The organism is Sorangium sp. So ce1504, from assembly GCF_051521635.1.
In the GTDB taxonomy this organism is placed as follows: domain Bacteria; phylum Myxococcota_A; class Polyangia; order Polyangiales; family Polyangiaceae; genus Sorangium; species Sorangium cellulosum_B.
Genome location: NZ_CP150365.1, coordinates 8655539 through 8675521, shown reverse-complemented (window position 1 = coordinate 8675521; position 19983 = coordinate 8655539). Strand labels below are relative to the sequence as shown.

Below are 19983 nucleotides of genomic sequence, written 5' to 3'. Positions count from 1 at the left end.
GCCGCCGGCGCTACTGCGTCGAGTTGAGCTGGTCGGCGTAGCTCATGATAAGATTCAAGGTTTCCGTGTCGTCATCGTACACCGAGTACCACCCCTGGAGCTCATGGGGCGGATCGCCGATGTAGTCGTTCCCGAGGAGCCAGTAGTCGTTGCCGTCGTCCGACGGCCTCCCGATCCCGGCCCAGGCCCAGAAGTTGACGCCGGCGAGCTCCGGGTTCTCGACGACGGCGTCGAACATGGAAGCGTAATACTCGTTCCGCTTGGCGACGGGCGACGAGACCGGCTCGGACTTGTCGTCCCGGGCGAGCCCGAACTCCTCCACGACGATCGGCTTGTCCAGCGCCCTGGCGTGCGCGAGCTGCGCGTCGATGTACCCGTTGCTCTTGGTGATGGCGGCCAGGAGCCCCTTGTCGGCGGCGCTGTCCATCGGCAGCGACGGGTCGTACCACTCCCAGTTCTCGGGCCACACGTGGAAGGTGAGGTAATCGATGCCGGGCACGTCGTGGAACGCCCTGTAATCGCTGTTGGCGTAGTCGCCCCAGTTATAGGACAGGTCGCCCTCCGACCCGATGGAGACGAGGTGGTTCGGGTCGATGTCCTTGATGAACTTCGCGTTCCTCTCGACCCAGAGCTTGAAGAGCGGGCCCCAGCCCTTGAACGATCGCGGCTCGTTCCCGAGCTGCCACGCCATGATCCCCGGATGGTCCTTGAGCTTCTCGATCAGGACCTTGGCCCGGCTGAAGTAGAACTCCTGGGCCTTCTCGTTGCAGAAGAACAGCGACGAGAGATCCATCTGGTCGGGCCACGGGTTCGTGTTCGGATCGAGCGTGCCCGAGTGAGGGATGGCCCACTCGCCGATGGCCACGGCCTGGCAGTCCTGGCCTGTGCCCTCCTGGAACCGGATCGAGCCGGCGAACGGCACGTGGTGGTCCGCCGCGAGCAGGGCAGCGCCCGTCGTGGGGTGGGTCAGGCCGACCTGGTACGCGCTGAAGTCCTCTCCGCAGGAGAGGGTCGGCTGCTCGTGAGCCCACTTCATGTACTGGGGCATACCGCCGGACCAGTGCCAGAAGTCGTTCAGGGTCATCACCGCCTTCATCCCGCGGCTGTGCATCTCGTCGAGCACCGTCACCAGGTTGTCGGCGAACGCCTCGAGCTGCGCATCGGCGCACGGTTTGTCGGACGATGCCGGAAAGATCCGTTGTGGGCCGTACTGCTGATCGTTCTGCTGCGCCGCGGGGATGTCGCCCTCGCTGAGCGCCATGATCCTGAGGTTCAGGGCGCCGTGGGCCTCGAGGATGTCGAGCTCGGTGCGCAGGCGCTCGCGGCTGATGTAGGGAGCCGACCAGAAGTTCGTGCCCATATACCTGTACGGTTTCCCGTCGAGCGTGAGCTTACTACCTTCGGCGCGGACGTAGCACTTTTCCGGTTGCTGGGCGCAGTCGAGCTCCTGGCCGCCGCCGGTTCCGTCCCCGCCGCCGCCGGTGGCGTCGCTTCCGCCGGTGGCGCCGCTTCCGCCGCCGCCGGTGGCGTCGCTCCCGCCGGTGGCGCCGCTTCCGCCGCCGCCGGTGTTGCCGGACCCGCCCGTGCCGCCGGAGGGCGCGGGGTCCGCCGGGTCGGAGGAGGAGCACGCGGCGAGGGAGAGCAAACCCAAAGCGAGCAAGAAGGTCTTCTTCATCGTCGGTTCCTTATGTGGTTCGAGTGTCGTTCCTCACGGATCGCTGAGCCCTGCCGCCCGGAGCGCTCGTCCGGTTCGCAGGGATCTGCCGAGCTGCTGCGCCACCGTCGCGGGGTGGCATCGCCGGCGGCACCGGTGAGCTCCCCCCTGATTCCGCGACGATACAAATCTCCGCTCCGGGTGGTCGCTCGCGCGCCGGCGTGGCTCGTGGCAGACCACTTAAACGGTTCAGCGTCAATAGGGAAGAGGTCGGCTGGTGTGGCGCCTTTCGCGTGGTGCGTCTCCGGGCGCGCCGGTGGGGTTCCAGGCTAGACTGGGCGGGCGTGAGCCGATCCGCCGCGCGGCGGCTCCATGGAGGACGGGGGATGTCGCCGAGCTTGATCCTGTTCGCGGTGCCGGCCTTCTTCGCGCTCATCGGCGTCGAGCTCTGGCTCTGTCGCCGCCGCGGGCGCCGCGACTACCGCTTCTCCGACGCGCTCGCCAACCTCTCGTGCGGGGTCGGGCAGCAGGTCATCGTCTCCGTCGTGAGCGGCGGAGTCCTCGTCTATCTCTTCCTGTTCGAGCGCGCCGCGCTCGCGCGGCTGCCCGAGGGCGCCTTGTGGAGCTGGGCGGCCTGCTTCGTCGCGGTCGACTTCTGCTACTACTGGGCGCACCGCGCGAGCCATCGGGTGAACTTCATGTGGGCCGCGCACGCGGTCCACCACCAGAGCGAGGACTACAACCTCTCGGTCGCGCTGCGCCAGAGCTGGCTCCAGCGGGCCTTGTACTGGCCGTTCTTCTGGCCGCTCGCCGTGCTCGGCTTCCCCACGGGGATGGTCGTCACGACGTATACGCTGAACATCCTCTATCAGTTCTGGATTCACACGCAGCTCGTCGGCCGCCTCGGTCCGCTGGAGTGGGTGCTGAACACGCCATCTCATCACCGCGTGCACCACGGCGTCGACTCCGCGTATCTCGACAGGAACCACGGCGGCGTGCTCATCGTCTGGGATCGGCTGTTCGGCACCTTCTGCGCCGAGGGGGCGCCCCCGCGGTACGGCGTGGTCCAGCCGCTGGCCAGCTTCAGCGCGCTTCGCGCCAACGTCGACCCGTGGCGGAGGCTCGCGCGCATGGCGGCGGCGGAGCCGCGCCTCTCCGGCAAGCTGCTTGTCTGGTTCCGGCCGCCGGAGTGGCGGTCCACCGCGACTTCGCCCGACGGCGGCCCGCTGCGCACCGACCCGGATTACGCCCTTCACGACGTGGCGCGCCCCCGCCGGGCGCGCGCGCTCGCCGCGGCGCTCTTCCTCGCGGCGCTGCTCGGCGCGATCGCGTACCTCCACGCGTCGCCGGGCATGGCCGCGGGCCCCCTGTGGGCGGGGGCGGCCGTCCTCCTCGCGGCGCTCGCGGCGGTCGGAGCGCTGCTCGACGGGCCGAGCCTGCCGGCGCCGGGCGCGGCGGCGCTAGAGCCCTCGTCGTCCTGCGGAGCTCCCCTCGTCGACCCACGCGCGCGCTAGCTCGAGCGTGCGTGCGTTCTCCTCGACGCGCTGGAGGAACTGCTCGCGCAGCGCGGCATCGTCGAGCTGGGCGGCGACGTCGAGGAGCCTCGTCCGGGCGTGCGCGACGGCGGTCCGGGCCGCCGGGAGATCGCCCGCCGCGAACAGCGCCTCGGCGTGGACCAGGCGGGCGAACGCCGAGCCCTCCTCGACCATGCCCAGCCGATCGAGCAACGCGACCGCCGCGCGCGCCTCGGCGAGCGCCTCGGAGGTCTCGCCGCGCGCGAGCAGGACGGCCGCCAGCGTCGCCCGCGCCAGCACGACGAGCGGACCTATCCGCTCCAGCTGCGCCACGGCGCGCCGGGCCTCGGCCTCGGCGCCGGCGAGATCGCCCGCGCGCATCAGGCACCCGGCGAGGTAGGTGCGCGACGCGCCCGCGAGCCGGCGATCCCCCTGCGCCTCCAGGAACGCGATGGCCTTCCTCAGGGCCTCGCGCGCCTCGTCGAGCGCGCCCAGGCGGCAGAGGGGCGCGCCGAGGGTGCTCCACGCGACCGCCATGCAGCCGTCGAGGCCCATGCGCTCGGCGTCCGCGAGCGCGGCGCGGAGGATGGCCTCCGCCTCGGCGTACGCGCCGAGCTGGTGCTCCTGGAAGCCGAGATCGAGCCGGCAGAAGCAGGCCAGGCGCAGGTTCCCCGCGCGCTCGTGGGAGGCGACCGAGCGCGCGAACAGCGCCCGGCCCGAGCCGTGTCGGCCCGCGTACAGCTCGCGCCAGGCGCGCTCGCGGAGGACGACCCCGCTCACGGCCGGGTCGTCGCAGAAGCGCTCGGCCGCGGCGTCGATGAGCGCCTGGAGCGGCGTGGCGTGCGCGTAGAGGCCGCTGATCGTCAGGTAGAGCGCCGTCCCAGCGGACGCCGCCAGGAGCGGGCCCGTCGCGCCCTCTCCGGTCCAGGCGTCCGCGAGATCGCCGCTGAGGCTGGCGAGGCGATCGTGCTGCCCCAGCCGGGCCAGCACGACCGCGGCCTCGCGCACGGCGGCGTACCAGGGCGCGCTGCGTCGGGGCAGCTCCTCCACCGCCATCGTCGCCCAGCGCGCGGCCTCGACGAGCTCGCCGCGCCAGTGGTGCGCCTCGGCCCGGTGCAGGAGGACCTCGCCGCGCGCCTCGCCGCTGATGCCGAGCTCGATGGCGCGCCCGGTCCACGAGAGCACCACGACGAGGTCGTTCGCGGCGAGCGCCTGCGCCGCGGCCTGATGATAGAACGCGGCGGCGCGCAGCGGCTCGCCGCCCCGATCGAAGTGCTCCGCGATCACCGCGGCCGAGGGCTCGGCCGCGCGCTGGAGCCACTCGCCGGCGAGCCGGTGGCCGAGCGCGCGATCCTGGTCGGTGAGCATCCCGTAAGCCGCCTCGCGCACGAGCGCGTGGCGGAAGACGAGCTCCCGCTCTCCCTCGAACCTCGCCTCGTCGCGCGCGCCGATCCATTCCAGCCGCTCGAGGCGATCGAGGTGATCCGCGAGCCCGGAGACGCCGCCGGGGCCGCCGAGCAGCGCCTCCACCGCGCCCCGCCAGAACACCCGCCCGAAGATGCTCGCCGCGCGCAGCACCTGCCGCGCCGCGCTGTCGAGGCGCTCCAGCCGGGACTGCACCATCGCCAGCACGGTCTCCGGGAGCGCGCCCTGGTTCCCCTCGGACGTCGCCCGGATGAGCTCCTCCAGATAAAACGCGTTGCCGTCGGCCTGTGCCACGAGCTGCGCCACGGTCTCGGCGCTCACCCCATCGCCGAGGACGTGCCGCACGAGCCGCGCGCCCGCCCGGGAGCTCAGCTCCTTGAGCCGGAGCTCCTGGAGATCCCTGTGGGCCCAGAGCCCTGGGAACAGCGTGTACACCTCGGGTCGCGCCAGGGCGAGCACCAGGAGGGGCTGGTCCGCGAGCCGGCGCAGGGCGTCGTTGATGAACTGGACGGTGGGCAGGTCGCCCCAGTGCAGGTCCTCCAGCACGAGGAGGAGCGGCTGCGCGGCGCACGCGGCCGAGGCGAAATCGAGCCAGGCCCTGCGCATCTGATCGCCCATCAGCGGGGCGTCCTTGCGGGCGGCGCGGAGGGGCGCGCTGTCCTCGTCGGGGAACGGCGTGCCCAGGAGCTCGCCGAGGAACTCCGCCACGCGCTGCGCGTCGGCCGCGCGGACGCGCTCGGTCACCCGCGCGAGCAGCTTCTCCCGGCGCGCCTCGATCGGCTCTCGGTCGCGGATCCCGAACGCGCCCTGGAGGGCCTGCCGCAGCATCCCGAACGGGGCGCCCTTGCGGAGCGGGTCGCCGCGGCCGATCCAGACCGCGACGGGCTCGTCGCGCTGCCGGACGCGGCGGATGATCTCGTAGGCGAGGCGCGACTTGCCGAGCCCCGCGGGCGCGGTGACGAGCACGGCGCGCGCCCGCGACTCCTCGATGCACCCGGCGAGGAGGGCCTCGAGGGTGGCCACCTCCCAGTCGCGCCCGACGCAGGCCGTGGGCTTGCCGAGGAGCATGCGCGCGCCGCGGGCGAGCGGCTCCTCTCCCCGGAGCCACAGGCCCGCCTCGGTCTCGACGACCTCGAAGCGGGCGTCGAGCAGCGCGGCGGTCACCTCGTCGATGGCGATGGGCGTCCCGCGTCCTGCCGCCGGCGCGCCCGGAAGCGCCGCCGTGGGCTGCGCCAGCATCCGGACGGCGCGGTCGATCACGTCGCCGACGGGCCGGCCGCCCGTGACCTCCACGCGGCCGGTCGTGAGGACCACCGGCCGGTCCCCGCCGGCGGCGCGGAGCAGGAGCGCGCAGCGGGCCGCCTGCGCGGCCTGATCCGTCGCCACGCCTGCCCCCAGGAGGATCACCAGGAGCGACCCGTCCGCCAGGAGCTCCAGGCACGCGCCGAGCGCCTCGATCTCCCGGCGCAGCTCCGGCGACACGACAGCGACCACCGTCTCGGAGTCGGCCCGCCCCGGGGAAGCGGCGAGCCGCGGCCCGGGCCCCATCAGCGCCACCGAGAGCACCCGCCGCTCCTTGTGGGTCAGCGAGGACTGGCGGCGCTGGTTCGAACGAGGCGGCTCCGACGGCGCGCGCGCCAGCGGCGAGACGCCCATGGCCTCGAGCGCCGCGGCGATCTCCGCGCCGTCGCGGGGGCGGTCGTCCGGGTTCTTGGCGAGCATCCGGGCGCAGAGCGCGTCGAGGGCGGGGGGGACGCCGGGGCAGAGGGAGCTTATCCGCGGCACCTCGTCGAGGAGGATCTTCGCGAGGACGGCCATCAGGTGAGCCCCGCAGAAGGCCGGCTGGCCGGTGAGGCACTCGAACAGCACGCAGCCGAGCGCGAAGACGTCGGCGCGCGCGTCGACGTCCTGCCCGCTCCGGGCCTGCTCTGGCGCCATGTACGCCGGGGTCCCGACGAAGGCGCCCGTCCGCGTGAGCCGCGTGGCGTCGGGGATCCCGGCGATGCCGAAGTCGAGCAGCTTCACGCGCGCGGCGTCGCCGTTCACCAGGAACAGGTTGCTCGGCTTGAGATCGCGGTGAACGATGCCGCGCGCGTGGACCGCCGCGAGCGCGGCGGCGGCGCCTACCGTGAGCGCGATCGCCTCGTCCACGGTGAGCACCCGGCGCTGGAGCCGCTGCTCGAGATCCTCGCCATCGAGCCACTCCATGGCGAGCCACGGCGCGCCCGAGGCGCCGAGCCCGTGCGCGACGTAGCGCACGATACCTGGGCAGGAGAGCTCTGCGAGCACCCTGGACTCGCGAGAGAGGCGCGATTCGTCGCCGGATTTCTGTTCGTCGAGGCACACTTTCACGGCCACGACCTCGCCCGAGCGCCGATCGACCGCCTGGAAGACCGCCCCCATGCCGCCGGCGCACGCCCGGCCCACGATCTCGAAGCGGCCTCCGAGCACTTCCCCTGGTTGCATCCCCTCGAGTATCGGCGTCCTCGGCCGTGAAAGTCCACGGCGAGCGCCGGGGCTGGCCGCCGAGGCCGACATTGGGGCAGGTGCGGATCGTCGCCCCCGTGTCCGTGGCCAGCCTCACCGCAGTCCGTCCAGCAGGGGCGAGGCGCCACTGGACGATTTCTTGTGAAGGATCCTGAGTCCTCTCTCCCCTCAAGGCCTGTCTCTGTTCCCCGAGACCGGTGTTCTGATCCTCCGTAAGCGGCTCAGATCAAGTGACGACTTCTCTGACATGGGGGGGACGACGTGTGCCAGCGTGCGCCGGCGCGCCGCGCCGCGCTTGGCTCTGCGGCATCGCCCCGCCGGGGGCGAAGCCGGGCCGACGTGGACGAGCGTCCGCAGGCTGCGGAGTATGTATAAGGAGGCCCCTTCGATGGGTGCCTGAGTTGTTGATTGGGTGTCACTTTTCAAGGAGAGCGGAACACATGGTTCCAAAGAATGCTCTCCCACCCCGGGGGCAGGCCTCCGCTGACCGTCGGTTGGCCGAAGCGCCTTGAACGACGCGGGCCCGCCCCGGGCAGCGGCCACCTCGACGAGTGTGCCCGCCGCGCATCGCTGGGCCGCTGGGCAACGAACAACGCCCCGTGTCAGATGGACAGGACCGACGCCGCCCCGCCCCCGGCGGTACCAGCTCGCGCCCCGAGCGGTTTGCGCCATGCCGATGACAACCGGTCACAAGGCTGCTCCGTCGCAGCCGGCGAGGCGCCGCCCCGTCGGCTGCACGGTGCACGGTGCGTGCCAGCAAGCCGCGCTGCAGCGGCCAGAGGGGGCCAGAGGGGGCCAGAGGGGGCCAGCGCGGCTAGGGCTAGACGTGGAGCACAAGGGAGGCAGCGAGAATCCCAAGCTATTCAAAAAATCCGAACATCAACTTGCCACCGAACCCCGACTTGCTATATCTTACATGAAGTATGATGCGCCTAGCTCTCGCATATTCTTCATCTTTGTAGCAGAGCAACCGCATTCGAGGCGCGCTTCTTCTGTCTCTGTGTCACCTGCTTGGCTGGTAAAAAGCCACGAAGAATCTCCTGCTCAAGGCCGCTGTACATCCTAGCTAAAATTGCTCTCGACGAACCGTCGAGATGGCGCGAGCCAATGGGTTCGCGGAAGTGGTTGGTATTGTCATTGTCACGCTATGGCGATTCGTCCGGAGCGATGGGCGCCATCACATGGCCTTGAACGAGCGGAGCGCGACGATTCCATGCCTCGTCGAGCTCTGCTCCGCTGTACTCGTGTGATTCGAGCTCGAGGTTCCGAATCGGCACCCGACGGCGGAGGTTCATTCGGCATAGGGTCGATGTTCTGAAGTGAGAGGGAGCAGTCCATCGTGAACAAGAACATTCTGTCTGGCGCTGCCTTGGTAGCAGCCATTTTCGTTGGTATTGCCGCAGGGGCTCCCAGCACCGCCTATGGTGCGACCGCCCCCGTTGGCGTTCCCGCTATCGACGTATCTGAGCTCACGATCTCGAAGGTGCAGTGGGCGTACCTGATGCGCCGTTACACGGCGGAGGCGCTGACGAACGCCTATCTCTCGAGGATCGCGCAGTACGAGTCGTCCTACAACGCGTTCACCTCGTTGAACCCGAACGCCGTCGCGCAGGCGCGCGAGATCGACAGGAAGCGGAGGAACGGCGTGGCCCTCGGCCCCCTGGCCGGGATCCCCGTTGTCATCAAGGAGTCGATGGATCACGTCGGCTTGCCGTCGACGGCGGGCTGGGCTCCGCTCAGCTCGCAGGTCGCCGGCGGTGTCGATCTGCTCCCCATCAAGAACTCCGTCGTCGTCGATCGGTTGATAGCCGCCGGGGCCATCATCCTCGGGAAGACGAACATCCCGGCCTTCAGCGACGACGGCACCCGGGCGAACAGCAGCTGGGCGGGGCCCACCTACAACGCCGTGGACCCGACCCTGGTGCCCGGGGCGAGCAGCAGCGGCACGGCCACTGCGGTGGCCGGCAACTTCGCCGTGCTTGGCCTCGCGGAGGAGACGGGGGGATCCATCCAGAACCCTGCGGCCGCGCAGAGCCTCGTCGGCATCAAGCCGACGTTCGCCCTCGTCCCCACGGCCGGCGTCGTGCCCCTGGCCGCCAGCACGAGAGACGTGGTGGGCCCCATCGCGCGGACTGTCCGCGACGCCGCCATGATGATGGATATCCTCGCGGGCTACTCCCCGGAGGACCCCAAGACGAGCCTGTCCAATGGACACCTGCCCGTGGGGGGCTACACGAGCCAGCTGAGCAAGACCGCCCTCTGCGGAAAGCGAATCGGCCTGTACGGCTCAGGGTGGCGCAACGGCGGCCTGTCTCCCGAGACGCAAGCGCTGTACGAACAAACGATCGAGGAGCTGGTGGAGCAAGGCGCGATCGTCGTCGAAGATCCCTTCGCCGGGAGCGGCTTCGCCGATCTGGCCTTGCTCGATGAGCCCTATGACATGCGAGGGACGGAGTCTGTGGCCTACGACTTCCAGCGCTACCTCAAGGGGGTCAAGGTCGGCGGGACTATCGTCGGCTCGATCGACGGACTGGCGGCCTACACGGGGATATCTCCGTTCGATCCCGTCGGCGGGCCGCTGTCCTGGTACGTCGACAAGCTCCCCGTGCTGGCCGCCTCGCTGCTCTTCCCCGAGGACGCGCCCGATCTGTCTGGCTTCTGGGCCCTGCGGGACCAGTACGTGAACGTCTTCGATTCCGTGATGGCGGCGCACGATCTGGACGGCCTCGCGTTTCCGCAGACCTATGACACGCTGCCGGAGCTCTCTGGCTCGGACACCTATCCCGCGACGACGGAGTCCGCGATCAACATCGCGGGCTTGCCCGGGGTGGTCGTGCCCGCTGGTCAATACAGCGACGGGGCTCCCTTCAGCCTGATCTTCGTCGGCCCTCGCTGGAGCGAGGCTGAGCTGCTGGGGTTCGCCTACGATTACGAGCAGGCGACTCAACACAGGATCGAAGCTCAGCTGACCTCGTGGTGAGCTCGCGCCTCGCACCTCCGGCGCTGTCGGGGGTGCGAGGGACGAGCGTGGGCGGCGCGGCCCTCACGGGCCGCAGCCGGCGCGCTCGTACCCGAGAGCGAGAGCGTCGTACCCGCAGGCCGTGGGGTGAACGGGGCCCGGCGGGCGGCTGGAGGTCGGCCGGGCTTCGACGCCGCCAGGCTCGAGGCGCGCGCGGTCGCTCAGCCCTCATCGTGGTGACGATGCCCCCCAGGGACGCCAGGAATCTGGCGGTACAACCGGAGGACGGCGCAAGGGCGCCAATGCGCACGCTGGCACACCCGCGGCACAGGTTGCGTGTTGCACCGTCGTTTGGCCGTGGTTTTGGTCTGCCGTCAGGTTGGCGCTGGTCGTGCAATGGTGGACGCCATGACGACGAAGAACGCTTCCATGCTGTTGATCCTGGCGCCCCTCCTGCTGGCCGCCTGTGACGTGAGCTTCATCGAGGGCGCGATGAACGACGGCGGGGCGAACGACCCCGCCGATCCGCCGGGCGAGAGCGGCTCAAACGACCCCGCCGATCCGCCGCGCGAGAGCGGCTCGATCGACACTGCGGGCAGCGGCAGCTCCGGGGGCGACGCTGAGCCAGGTGATGCGTTGCCGGCTGTCGCCTTGACGCGCGCTCAGATGGAGGTGCTCTGGGACCGGTACTGGGAGAGCCAGGGTGACGTCGGCGGCAGCAGCGGGTCGGGCGGCGGCCCCGCGCTCGATCCCAATGACCTCTTCCTTCGTGCATCGGATCTCGGTGTCTCGTGCGGCTCCCCGACCACGCATCTCACCTGCGGCGGGCACTGGGCGCTGAGCATCGTGCTGCCCAGCGCCTACCAGCAGGTCGGCGTCTACGATCTCGAGGATCCCGCGCTCGTCAGCTATAGCCACATGAGCGAGACGGGCGAGCCCTACTCTCCGCAGCCGGACGACTGCCCGTGGGGCGGTGGGTCGTTTGGACCGGGCACGCTCGAGATCCTCTCCATCGACGAGGCCGAAGTGCGCTTCCGTCTCAGCGTGGGCTCGCTCTGGGAAACCGATCCCAGCGGCGAGTACACAGCTCCGCGCTGCCCCTGAGGCGCAGGCGTCCTGGGGGGCGGGCTCGGCGATGGCCCCTTCGCTGAGCTCGCCGTCGGTGCTCGGAGCACATTGGAGCTGGCAGGCTCGAGCGCTCGAGTGACCGGGGTGATCCGATGACAGCGTGCGAGCGGGGGGGCGAAGCCGCTTCCGTTCGCGCTCGCGTTGCTCCAAGGAGCCGCGCGCGCTGCCCCTGGCGAGGGATGCCGTGAACACGGCGCCACGGGGCAGCATCCAAGTGTTCATCAACTGGAGGTCCCATGCGCGATTCTCGTACGCTGATCAGCATCGTCGCCGCATCGCTCCTGTCGCTCACGGCCGCGGCTGCGCTGGCCCAGGAGACGCCGCTTCTTTACCTCTCGAGCCCGCGCCCCCACAGCGTCATCTCGGGGAACGTGCCGCTCGACGTGAGGTGTTTCGCGACATCGACCCAGGCGTGCCAGCGCCTTTGCGTGGAGGTTCGAGGCCGGACGCAGACGGCGAGCGCTTGCATCGACCGCACCTCGAGCTCGTCTCCGGGGACGCTGATGCTCCTCACTCGCCCCTTCCCGGCGTTCGAATCGGGGGAAGAGCTCACCGTCACGCTCTCGGGCAATGCGGGCGCCGGCTCCGAGGCCACGGCGACCTTCGGGCCCCTCCTTATCGAGCGGAGCCCGAAGCTCGTCGCGGTGCATCGCGTCCAGGGCTCAATCCTCGACTTCGACGCTGCCCGTGTCCTGTTCCTGAATCAGTTCCAGTCGCTCGGCGTCCTCGACCGCGCCTCGCAGCAGGTGAGCTGGCTCGCGACGCTGCCGCAGGATCCGCCCGGGAGCACCCCCACCTACGGCGCGCTCACGCCGTCGGGCGCCGCCATCCAGTCAGGATACGGCCGCATCTTCACGTCGGTCGACGGCGTGTGGACCAGGATCACGACGGGCCGGCTGGACGCGGTGAACGGCGACTCGCTGGTGTGGGTCACGGAGGACGGGGGCAGGGCCTACGCGCACACGCTGTCGACGGGGCACAGCCGGGGCATCTGGAGCCGGACGGGCAGCGACTCGCCGTTCCAGTCCGACATCGCGGCCACCGGTGACATCTATTACGCAACGCACGAAGAGCCGTTCATCCGCCACCTGCTCGTGGGCACCCTCGGAGACCACCCGGGCAACCTGGAGCGGCCCATCACCGATGGGACGAACGTCGCTGGCCGGTGGTCGGACGGGAGCACGAGCTCGAGCTTCCTGTACACGGCGGATGGCGCAGAGGTCGCTCTCGGCGACTCGATCGCGGGCGATCCCGCGGGGTTGCTCCTGCACGCGGGGCACGCCGGGTTCCTGAGGAGCGACGGGGACGTGAACCAGGTGTGGCTGCGGACCCCGGACGGCGAGCTGCACCAGCTCAGCTCCTTCGCGACCTCGAGCCAGCTCGATCAGCAGAAGCTCCGTGTCGGCCACGACGGCATCAGCGATTCTGGCGAGGTGGTGTTCCTCAACGAGGGCAAGCGTTACATCGGCCGCCCGGGCGCCGCGCCCGAGGAGATCAGCAGCGCGCTCGGCCACGCGCGCTGGTTCGACGGGGGCTGGTATGTGACGCTCGGCAACACGCTGTTCCGGGTCGAGGCGGCCGGCGCCACAGCGCCGCCGGTCGCGGCGCTGCGAGCCGGCTCGAAGGGCCTGGAGGGCTACTACGAGGAGGTCGTCGTCCGGCCGATCGCCGACAACGCGCTGGAGGACGAGCCGGCGCTGCTGAGGCGCGACGAGTCCGACGCTTTGCCGGATCTGTCCGACCTCGAAGAGGCGAGCGATCTCGCCGGCGACGCGCCCGACGGTGCGCAGGCGGCGGCCGGGTGCAGCGCTGGCGGTTCGGCGGGCCCGGGCGGAGGCGCCGCTGCGTTCGCCGCGCTCGCGGGCCTCGCGCTCGCGCGGCGGCGCCGGCGGGCGTAGCCAGCCACGCGCGCGGAGCGCCGAAGACGCCGAGAAGGGCCTGTTCCGGAGCGGGTTACCGCGGCTCTCGCGACACGGTGTCGATCAGCCTGTCGAGGGACTGCCATCCTGGCATGCCGCCGCCCTGGCCAGGGCGGGTGAAAGCGCGGATCTCCTCCGCGCGTTCCGGGCACGGAACGTGAAACGCGCGCTCGCATGGCCATCGAGACGATACCCATCGATCGCGAGGACCGCCTCGCCGGCGTCCTCCTTGGGACGGCGGTCGGCGACGCGCTCGGCCTGCCCAGAGAGGGCCTGTCGCGCCGCCGCGCCGCTCGCCTCTTCGGCGCGTCGCCGATCGAGCACCGCTTCGTGCTCGGCCGCGGGATGATCAGCGACGACGCCGAGCACGCGTGCATGACGGCCCAGGCGCTCCTGGCCGCGCCGGGGGACGCGGCGCGGTTCGCGCGCGCGCTCGCGTGGCAGCTCCGCGGCTGGCTCGCCTCGCTGCCGGCGGGCGTCGGTTACGCCACCTTGCGGGCGATCCTCAAGCTGTGGCTCGGGTTCTCTCCGGAGCGGAGCGGCGTCTTCTCCGCGGGCAACGGCGCCGCGATGCGCGCGCCGATCCTGGGCGCGGCCCTCGCGCTCACGCCGTCGCGCATCGAGGCCATGGTGCGCGCGTCCACGCGCCTCACGCACACCGATCCACGCGCCGAGGAGGGCGCGCGGATCGTCGCGCTCGCGGCCGCGTATGCCGCGGTGCGCACGCCCGAGCAGGTGAGTCCGGCCGAGCTGCTCGCGCTGCTCCGCGAGCGCGTCGCGGACGAGGAGCTCCGCCGCAGGCTCGACCGCGCGGCGGAGCTGCTCGGCCGGCGCGCCTCGGCGGAGGACTTCGCCGCGGCGATAGGCCTCCATCAGGGCGTGAGCGGCTTCATCGTGGACACCGTTCCAGCGGCCCTGTTCTGCTGGCTCGCGCACCCGCGCGATTTCCGCCGCGCGGTGGAGGACGTGATCCTGCTCGGCGGCGACGCCGACAGCACGGGCGCGATCGTCGGCGGCCTCGCGGGCGCGACGCTGGGGGCGCGCGGGATCCCTGGAGCGTGGCTCGACGGGATCGCCGATTTTCCGCGGTCGGTCGCGTGGATGCGGCGGCTCGGCGCGCGCCTCGCGCGGGTGTTCCGGGGCGAACAAGGGGAGGGCGCCGCGGCGGGGGAGGAGCGAAGCGCCCTAGCGGAAGGGCCTCTCGGCCTCTTCTGGCCGGTATTGCCGTTGCGCAACCTGGTCTTCCTGGTGCTGGCGCTGGGCCACGGATTCCGGAGGATGCTGCCGCCTTACTGAGCTCCGAGCGCCCCTCCACGGGACCGCTCCCGAAGCCGTTCGCGCGCTGGCTCGATGGAGCGGGGCGTCAGCTCGACCGCGGTACGGCTCGATCGGAGCGGCCTTTGCGCGCCGCGCGTCCTCGGCCATGGCATGCTGCCTCTCCCGGGCCTCCCCATGCGCTTCGTTACGTACACCCCGCCTCCCCCACTCGGCCGCTTCGTCCGCCTGCTCTGGTACTACGCCGCCCCCGAGCTCCCCGACCTGCTCGAGCGCGTGCTCCCCAGCGGCGCCATGAGCCTCCTCATCAACCTCGCCGAGGACGAGCTGCGCTGGTACGACGGCGCTGCCGAGCACGGCGCTGCCGATGGCGGCGCCGCCCGCTGCCACCGCCTCTCCGGCATCGCCGTCTGCGGCGCCCACGCCGAGCACTTCGCGATCGACACGGCGGAGCAGCGCGCGATCGTGGGCGCGGAGCTCTCCCCGGGCGGCGCGGCCCCGTTCTTCGGCTCGGACGCCGCGGCGCTCGGCGGCGCCCACGTCTCGCTCGACGCGCTGTGGGGGCGCGAGGCCGCCCTCGTCCGCGAGCGCGTGCTCGAGGCGAAGACCCCCGAGGAAAGGCTCCGCGCGCTCGAGTCCGCCCTCGCGTCGCGGCTCCTCCGCCCGCGTGCGCCGCTCGAGCGCGATCCCTCGGTCGATTTCGCGCTCGCCGCGTTCGCGGACCCGTCCCGCGCGTGGACCGTGGCTGACGTGACAGGGCAGCTCGGGATGAGCTCGAAGCGGTTCATCCGGAGCTTCACCGAGCGGGTCGGCCTCACCCCGAAGCGTTATTGCCGTGTGCAGCGCTTCCAGCAGGCGGTCTCCGCGATCGAGCGCGGCGAGCGCGTCTCCTGGGCGGGCGTCGCAGCCGCGTGTGGCTATTACGACCAGGCGCACTTCATCCACGACTTCCGCGCGTTCGCCGGCCTCACGCCCACCGAGTACGTGACCAGGCGTCGCGAGCGGAACCATGTCCCGCTCGACGGCTGACCACCGGCGATGGCTGAGCCGGCGCTGGACGAGCCGACTCGGCAGGCCGGCACGTTTTTACAATACCCGCTCCGGCCGCGTGGGCATCCTTCGCTCATGACCCAGAGACCGCACCCTATCGCCCCGCCCCCGTACCACGCCGTCGTGCCGCACGTCGTCGTTGTCGGCGCGCCCGACGCCATCGCGTTCTACAAGAAGGCGTTCGGCGCGACCGAGAAGCTGCGCCTCGCCGACCCGAAGCTCGGCGGCGCCATCGTCTGCGCCGAGCTCGTGATCGGCGACTCCGTCATCAGCATCGCCGACGAGGCCCCCCAGTGGAACGCGCGCGGCCCGAAGGCGCTCGGCGGCTCGCCGATCGTCCTCACGCTGAACGTCGAGGACCCCGACGCGGTCGCCGCGCGCGCCGTCGAGGCGGGGGCCAAGATCATCTACCCGATCGCGGACCAGTTCTACGGCCGGCGAGAGGGCAGGATCGAGGACCCGTTCGGGCACCAGTGGATCCTGTCGGCCGTCATCGAGGACGTCTCGGTCGATGAGATGCAGGTGCGCATGGCGAGGTGGTGGGAAGAGCAGGGCCCGAGCGGCGCCTGACCCGCGCCGCGACGGCCGCGCGCCGCCGGGCCGCCCCGCGGCCGGCGCGGGCGGCGGCGCGACAGCAGGCTCACCGGGCCCATCGCTTCCGGGCCCGGAGCGTGGACGCGGCGGCCCTCGCCGGCTCCGGCTCGTGCGGCAGATCGTGCGGCGTGGCGCCGCACGTCACGCAGGCCTCCAGCCTCGTGGATCTCGGCGCGTGCGACGACTCCGGCGCCATGCCGGCGTCGGGCCAGCCGCACGACACGAGCTCGCTCCCGGCGTCCGTCGGCGTGAGCGAGTCCGCCATCGAGTGGACCGAGCGCTTCATCTCGGTGAGGCGCGCCAGCTGAAGGACGAGCGCCGTGAGCCGGGCCGGATTGAACGGCTTGAGCAGGACGTGGTGATACACGGCCTCCTTCGAGCGCGTGTACTCCTCGGCGCCGGTGATGAGGAGACAGCTCGTGTACACGGGCATGTTCGCCACCCTCCGGAGCAGCTCGTCCCCTTTCATCCCAGGCATCACCACGTCGGAGCAGACCAGGTGAAACTCCCTGGTCTCGAGCAATACGAGCGCCTGCTCCGCCGACGTACATTCCACGACGTCGACGTCCCCGGAGAGGACCGCGGAAATGGACCTCAGCGCCCTTTCGTCGTCGTCGACGACGAGGACGCAATACTTTCGTCGGGAAGACGAGATCGTGGCGTCCCTGTGCTGACCCTGCGAAGAGGTGCGATGGGCTCTTACGATCGATGACACAGTGCTGCCTCCCTGCGACGATCGCGGGCCCGCATCTCCTGCCGCTGTGCTGCGGAAGTGCGCGAGCGCGCTTGCGTGGTGTCGATGGCCTGCACGGCGGCACCCCCCGGCGCCGACGGCCTCTTCTATCGAGGTGTACACGACGATGTTTGTTCGAGTCAACCGCGCAACATGCTCTCTCGACAGACCAGCACGAAGATCTCGAGTTCCGTTCGACCTGCTTGGACGGTGTCGTGGAGGCACTCGGGACGTGGAAGATGCAACGCGAACGGCCCAGTTCAGCGCGGCTGCGGGCGCCCGCTTCGGGTCACGGTCGCGATGCACGCCGGAAACAAATGCAACTTGTTCGAATCTTCACATGGCTATTGTGTGAGCTGCGGTACTCGCGGTGCCCTTCTTCTCTTCTTCGCACGGTTTCGCGCGGCTGGCACTTACGGGCTGATCGGGACTTCCCTGTTTCTGTCGGGACTTCCCCCTGTCCCAGGTGCCCTGTTCGTGGGGAGCTGGCGTTTTCGTGCTCTGCAGCTTGCGTCAGCCCGTGCGATCGCCCGCGTCGAGCCGTGGGGCGAACTGCGGTAGCGACGGGCAGGTGCCTCGATCACTCCTGTTGAGTCCGCCAAGCGACGGCTCGTGAAACGGCTCGTGATCGAGGCGGACGGGGGCTGCGGCGATTACCGCTGTGCTGCTGGCGCCCTCTCCGCTCGTTGGCCCAGGTGAGCGCCGACTACGACGCTTTCTTCCGCGTCGTCCATGCGCGGCCACGAACACCGAGGCGCGCGGCTCCGGGACGCGCGGCTCTTCGCGCCTTGCGGCCATCGCCGGCGAGATCGTCCCCGCGAGGACGACGCGCGTCGCGGTCGAGCGTTCCCCCGCTGGCGCGCCCTGCCGCCGGCGCCGATCGCCCGCGTGACTGGAGGCGCGGCGCTCGGAGGCCCAGCCTCCACGGGATCTGGCGCCGACGGCCGGCGCTCTCCGTCGCGCCGCCGCGGCCGCGCCGCGATCCCGCCACGCAGCCCGATCCCGTGCGCGCTCTCGAGCACCTCTCGCCCGCGTGAGGGTAGACTCGGCGCAATGTTCTGGTTCGATGCCGTCCTGCTCGGGGTCCTCGAGGGCCTGACCGAGTTCCTTCCCGTCTCGTCCACCGGTCATCTCATCCTGCTCGGCGCGTGGCTCGGTCACCAGAGCGAGGCGGCGAAGACGCTCGATATCGTGATCCAGCTCGGCGCGGTGCTCGCCGTCGTCGTCTATTTCCGCGAGCGCCTCTCGACCACCGTGCGCGGCATGGTCCGGCGGGATCCGGACAGCCTCCGCCTCGCGCTCGCCCTCGCGTTCGCGTTTCTCCCCGCCGCCGTGGTCGGCCTGCTCTTCCACAAGGCCATCAAGGCGCACCTGTTCGGCCCGGGGCCCGTCGCGGCGGCGCTCATCGTCGGCGGCTTCCTGATGATCGGCGTCGAGTCGGTCCGCCGCCGCCGGCCGGATCAGGGCGCCCCGCGCGTCGAGGACGTCACGCTCCAGCGCGCGCTCGCGATCGGCTTCGCGCAGTGCTTCTCGCTCTGGCCCGGCGCGTCGCGCTCGATGACCACCATCGTCGGCGGGCAGCTCTCCGGCCTCAGCACCGCCGCGGCCGCCGAGTTCTCGTTCCTCCTCGCCATCCCCACGCTCGGCGCCGCGACGGTCTTCGATCTCGTCAAGAACGGCCGCGCCTTGCTCGACGCCCCCGGCGGGATCGTGGCGCTCGTGGTCGGGCTCGCCGTCTCGTTCGCCGTCGCCCTGCTCGTGATCGCGGTCTTCCTGCGTTACCTGAAGCGTTATGGCCTCGCGCCGTTCGGCTGGTACCGCGTCGCGCTCGGCGCCCTCGTCCTCTGGCTCTGGGTCGCCAGCCGCTCCGCCCCCGCCGAGGCCGGCGCCGCCGCGGCCTCACCCGCGCCGCGGGGGGACGTCGCGGCCGCAGCGGACGGCCTCGCCCGTACCGGCGATCACCCGAGCCGCCCGTAAGCGTACAGCCAGCGGGCCGTCGTCTCGCCCCGGTTGTAGACGGTGTGCACCACGCCGGCGCGGATCTCGATCTCCTCGCCGATGCGGGGCACGATCGTCTTGCCCGCGAGCGTGAGCTCGAGCTCGCCTTCGAGGACCATCAGGAGCTCGTCCTCGTCGTGAACGTCATCCCTCCACATGCGGCCGGGCGGATCGGTCCACAGCCCGCCGTGGAAGCCGCGCGCGCGCCAGCGCTTCAGCACCTCGTCGCGAGTCGCCGTATCCACCGCGCCATCTTGCCCAAGGAGGCGCAGGACATCTTCCACGTCAGCGCCGGAGCGGCAGGGCGCAAGCCAAGGCTCGCCCGCCCTGCCGACGCCGGCGCCACGACGGTCGGGCCCGCGCCGAAGGGAGAGCCCGCGGCGAGCGGCGGACGGCGATGATGGCGCGGCGAGGCGAGCAGGAGGCCGCGTGGAGCTGGCGCGCCCGCGCGAGGCGCGCGGTGGGCGGTGGGCGGTGGCAACGCGTGGTGGCCTCGACCACGGACGGCCCGCTTGCGAACGACGGCGCATCGGGCTAGGATGCTTCTCCTCACGAACGTCCCTGGCCCTCGATACGACGCTTTCCTGTTTCCCTCTCGTGAGGGAGCCTGCAGCTCGCTCGGACGACTGGACGACGCACCGTGTGACCGCGCGGGGGTTCCGCGCGGCACGTCTCCGTTCGATCCGTTACGGCTTCGTCGGATGGCAGGCCGAGAGCGCCTCAGCGGCGCACCAGAAAGCCGTAAAAAAAGCAGGATGGCATGGGAAATCGTCTCTACGTTGGAAACCTTTCGTTCAGCACCACCCGCGAGACCCTCGAGTCCGCGTTCGCCGCAGCCGGCGAGGTCCGTGAGGTCGCGATGCCGACCGACCGCGAGACGGGGCAGCCTCGCGGCTTCGCGTTCGTGACCATGGGCTCGGCCCAGGCCGCGAACAGCGCGATCTCGCAGCTGAACGGCGCGGTCCTCGATGGCCGCGCGCTCAAGGTCAACGAAGCGCAGGAGCGCCCGGCGCGCGGCTTCGGCGGTGGTGGCGGCGGTGGCGGCTTCGGCGGCGGCGGCGGCGGTGGTGGCTTCGGCGGCGGCGGTGGCGGCTTCGGCGGCGGCGGTGGTGGCCGCGGCGGTCGCGGTGGCTCCGGCGGCCGCGGCGGCCGCGGCGACCGGTACTGATCGCGGGCGAGGCGCGGCGCCGATCGTGCGCCGCGCCTGCGCCTTCTCAGGACGCACCGCGAGGTGCTGAAGAACGCGC

Annotated in this window: 13 protein-coding genes; 9 read left to right on the top strand and 4 right to left on the bottom strand. The window is 71.2% G+C overall.

From position 1 onward, the window contains the following. Positions 1–10: 10 nt before the first annotated feature. On the bottom strand, positions 11–1675 hold the full coding sequence (locus WMF39_RS32615; protein WP_437740380.1) for a glycoside hydrolase 5 family protein: 1665 nt from the start codon (positions 1673–1675) through the stop codon (positions 11–13). Between the two features lie 365 nt (positions 1676–2040). Here WMF39_RS32615 and WMF39_RS32610 point away from each other — a divergent pair, with 365 nt between their 5' ends. After that, positions 2041–3168, top strand: coding sequence for a sterol desaturase family protein (locus tag WMF39_RS32610; protein ID WP_437740379.1), 1128 nt, complete (start codon positions 2041–2043; stop codon positions 3166–3168). On the opposite strand, the gene WMF39_RS32605 is transcribed toward WMF39_RS32610, so the two are convergent. Next, positions 3115–7059 (bottom strand): serine/threonine-protein kinase, encoded by a 3945-nt coding sequence (locus tag WMF39_RS32605; RefSeq protein ID WP_437740378.1) that lies wholly within the window; start codon positions 7057–7059, stop codon positions 3115–3117. The genes WMF39_RS32610 and WMF39_RS32605 overlap by 54 nt on opposite strands. Before the next feature lie 1504 nt (positions 7060–8563). Between WMF39_RS32605 and WMF39_RS32600 the strand changes: the two genes are divergently transcribed. The 6 genes from WMF39_RS32600 (at position 8564) to WMF39_RS32575 (ending at position 15981) form a co-directional block, all read left to right on the top strand. After that, positions 8564–10060, top strand: a complete 1497-nt coding sequence (locus tag WMF39_RS32600; protein WP_437740377.1) for an amidase — start codon at positions 8564–8566, stop codon at positions 10058–10060. A gap of 387 nt (positions 10061–10447) precedes the next feature. Further along, positions 10448–11143 carry a hypothetical protein gene (locus tag WMF39_RS32595; protein WP_437740376.1) on the top strand — a complete coding sequence of 232 codons (696 nt, stop codon included), beginning with the start codon at positions 10448–10450 and terminating at the stop codon, positions 11141–11143. A 260-nt stretch (positions 11144–11403) separates the two neighbouring features. Continuing rightward, the gene (locus WMF39_RS32590) at positions 11404–13065 is read left to right on the top strand and encodes an MYXO-CTERM sorting domain-containing protein (protein ID WP_437740375.1); all 1662 of its coding nucleotides are present in this window, start codon (positions 11404–11406) and stop codon (positions 13063–13065) included. Between the two features lie 195 nt (positions 13066–13260). Beyond that, positions 13261–14382: an ADP-ribosylglycohydrolase family protein gene (locus WMF39_RS32585; RefSeq protein ID WP_437740374.1), complete on the top strand. Its 1122-nt coding sequence runs from the start codon at positions 13261–13263 to the stop codon at positions 14380–14382. Positions 14383–14538: 156 nt separating this feature from the next. Continuing rightward, entirely contained in the window at positions 14539–15390 is an 852-nt protein-coding gene (locus WMF39_RS32580) for a helix-turn-helix domain-containing protein (protein ID WP_437740373.1), read from the top strand. 96 nt (positions 15391–15486) lie between these two features. After that, on the top strand, positions 15487–15981 hold the full coding sequence (locus WMF39_RS32575) for a VOC family protein (RefSeq protein WP_437740372.1): 495 nt from the start codon (positions 15487–15489) through the stop codon (positions 15979–15981). A gap of 70 nt (positions 15982–16051) precedes the next feature. Here WMF39_RS32575 and WMF39_RS32570 read toward each other — a convergent pair whose 3' ends face one another. Continuing rightward, positions 16052–16594: a response regulator gene (locus tag WMF39_RS32570; protein WP_437748054.1), complete on the bottom strand. Its 543-nt coding sequence runs from the start codon at positions 16592–16594 to the stop codon at positions 16052–16054. Between the two features lie 1197 nt (positions 16595–17791). On the opposite strand from WMF39_RS32570, the gene WMF39_RS32565 reads away from it, so the two are divergent. After that, positions 17792–18715, top strand: a complete 924-nt coding sequence (locus WMF39_RS32565) for an undecaprenyl-diphosphate phosphatase (protein WP_437740371.1) — start codon at positions 17792–17794, stop codon at positions 18713–18715. On the opposite strand, the gene WMF39_RS32560 is transcribed toward WMF39_RS32565, so the two are convergent. After that, positions 18697–18981 carry a cupin domain-containing protein gene (locus WMF39_RS32560; protein ID WP_437740370.1) on the bottom strand — a complete coding sequence of 95 codons (285 nt, stop codon included), beginning with the start codon at positions 18979–18981 and terminating at the stop codon, positions 18697–18699. The two genes, WMF39_RS32565 and WMF39_RS32560, sit on opposite strands and share 19 nt — an antisense overlap. A 515-nt stretch (positions 18982–19496) precedes the next feature. Between WMF39_RS32560 and WMF39_RS32555 the strand changes: the two genes are divergently transcribed. Further along, positions 19497–19904 carry an RNA recognition motif domain-containing protein gene (locus tag WMF39_RS32555; RefSeq protein ID WP_437740369.1) on the top strand — a complete coding sequence of 136 codons (408 nt, stop codon included), beginning with the start codon at positions 19497–19499 and terminating at the stop codon, positions 19902–19904. Positions 19905–19983 lie beyond the last annotated feature (79 nt).

Coding starts and splice junctions, on each gene's coding strand:
- WMF39_RS32605 (WP_437740378.1), bottom strand. CDS start 7,059: ATGCAACCAGGGGAAGTGCTCGGAGGCCGCTTCGAGATCGTGGGCCGG.
- WMF39_RS32575 (WP_437740372.1), top strand. CDS start 15,487: ATGACCCAGAGACCGCACCCTATCGCCCCGCCCCCGTACCACGCCGTC.
- WMF39_RS32610 (WP_437740379.1), top strand. CDS start 2,041: ATGTCGCCGAGCTTGATCCTGTTCGCGGTGCCGGCCTTCTTCGCGCTC.
- WMF39_RS32595 (WP_437740376.1), top strand. CDS start 10,448: ATGACGACGAAGAACGCTTCCATGCTGTTGATCCTGGCGCCCCTCCTG.
- WMF39_RS32585 (WP_437740374.1), top strand. CDS start 13,261: ATGGCCATCGAGACGATACCCATCGATCGCGAGGACCGCCTCGCCGGC.
- WMF39_RS32565 (WP_437740371.1), top strand. CDS start 17,792: ATGTTCTGGTTCGATGCCGTCCTGCTCGGGGTCCTCGAGGGCCTGACC.
- WMF39_RS32615 (WP_437740380.1), bottom strand. CDS start 1,675: ATGAAGAAGACCTTCTTGCTCGCTTTGGGTTTGCTCTCCCTCGCCGCG.
- WMF39_RS32590 (WP_437740375.1), top strand. CDS start 11,404: ATGCGCGATTCTCGTACGCTGATCAGCATCGTCGCCGCATCGCTCCTG.
- WMF39_RS32580 (WP_437740373.1), top strand. CDS start 14,539: ATGCGCTTCGTTACGTACACCCCGCCTCCCCCACTCGGCCGCTTCGTC.
- WMF39_RS32555 (WP_437740369.1), top strand. CDS start 19,497: ATGGGAAATCGTCTCTACGTTGGAAACCTTTCGTTCAGCACCACCCGC.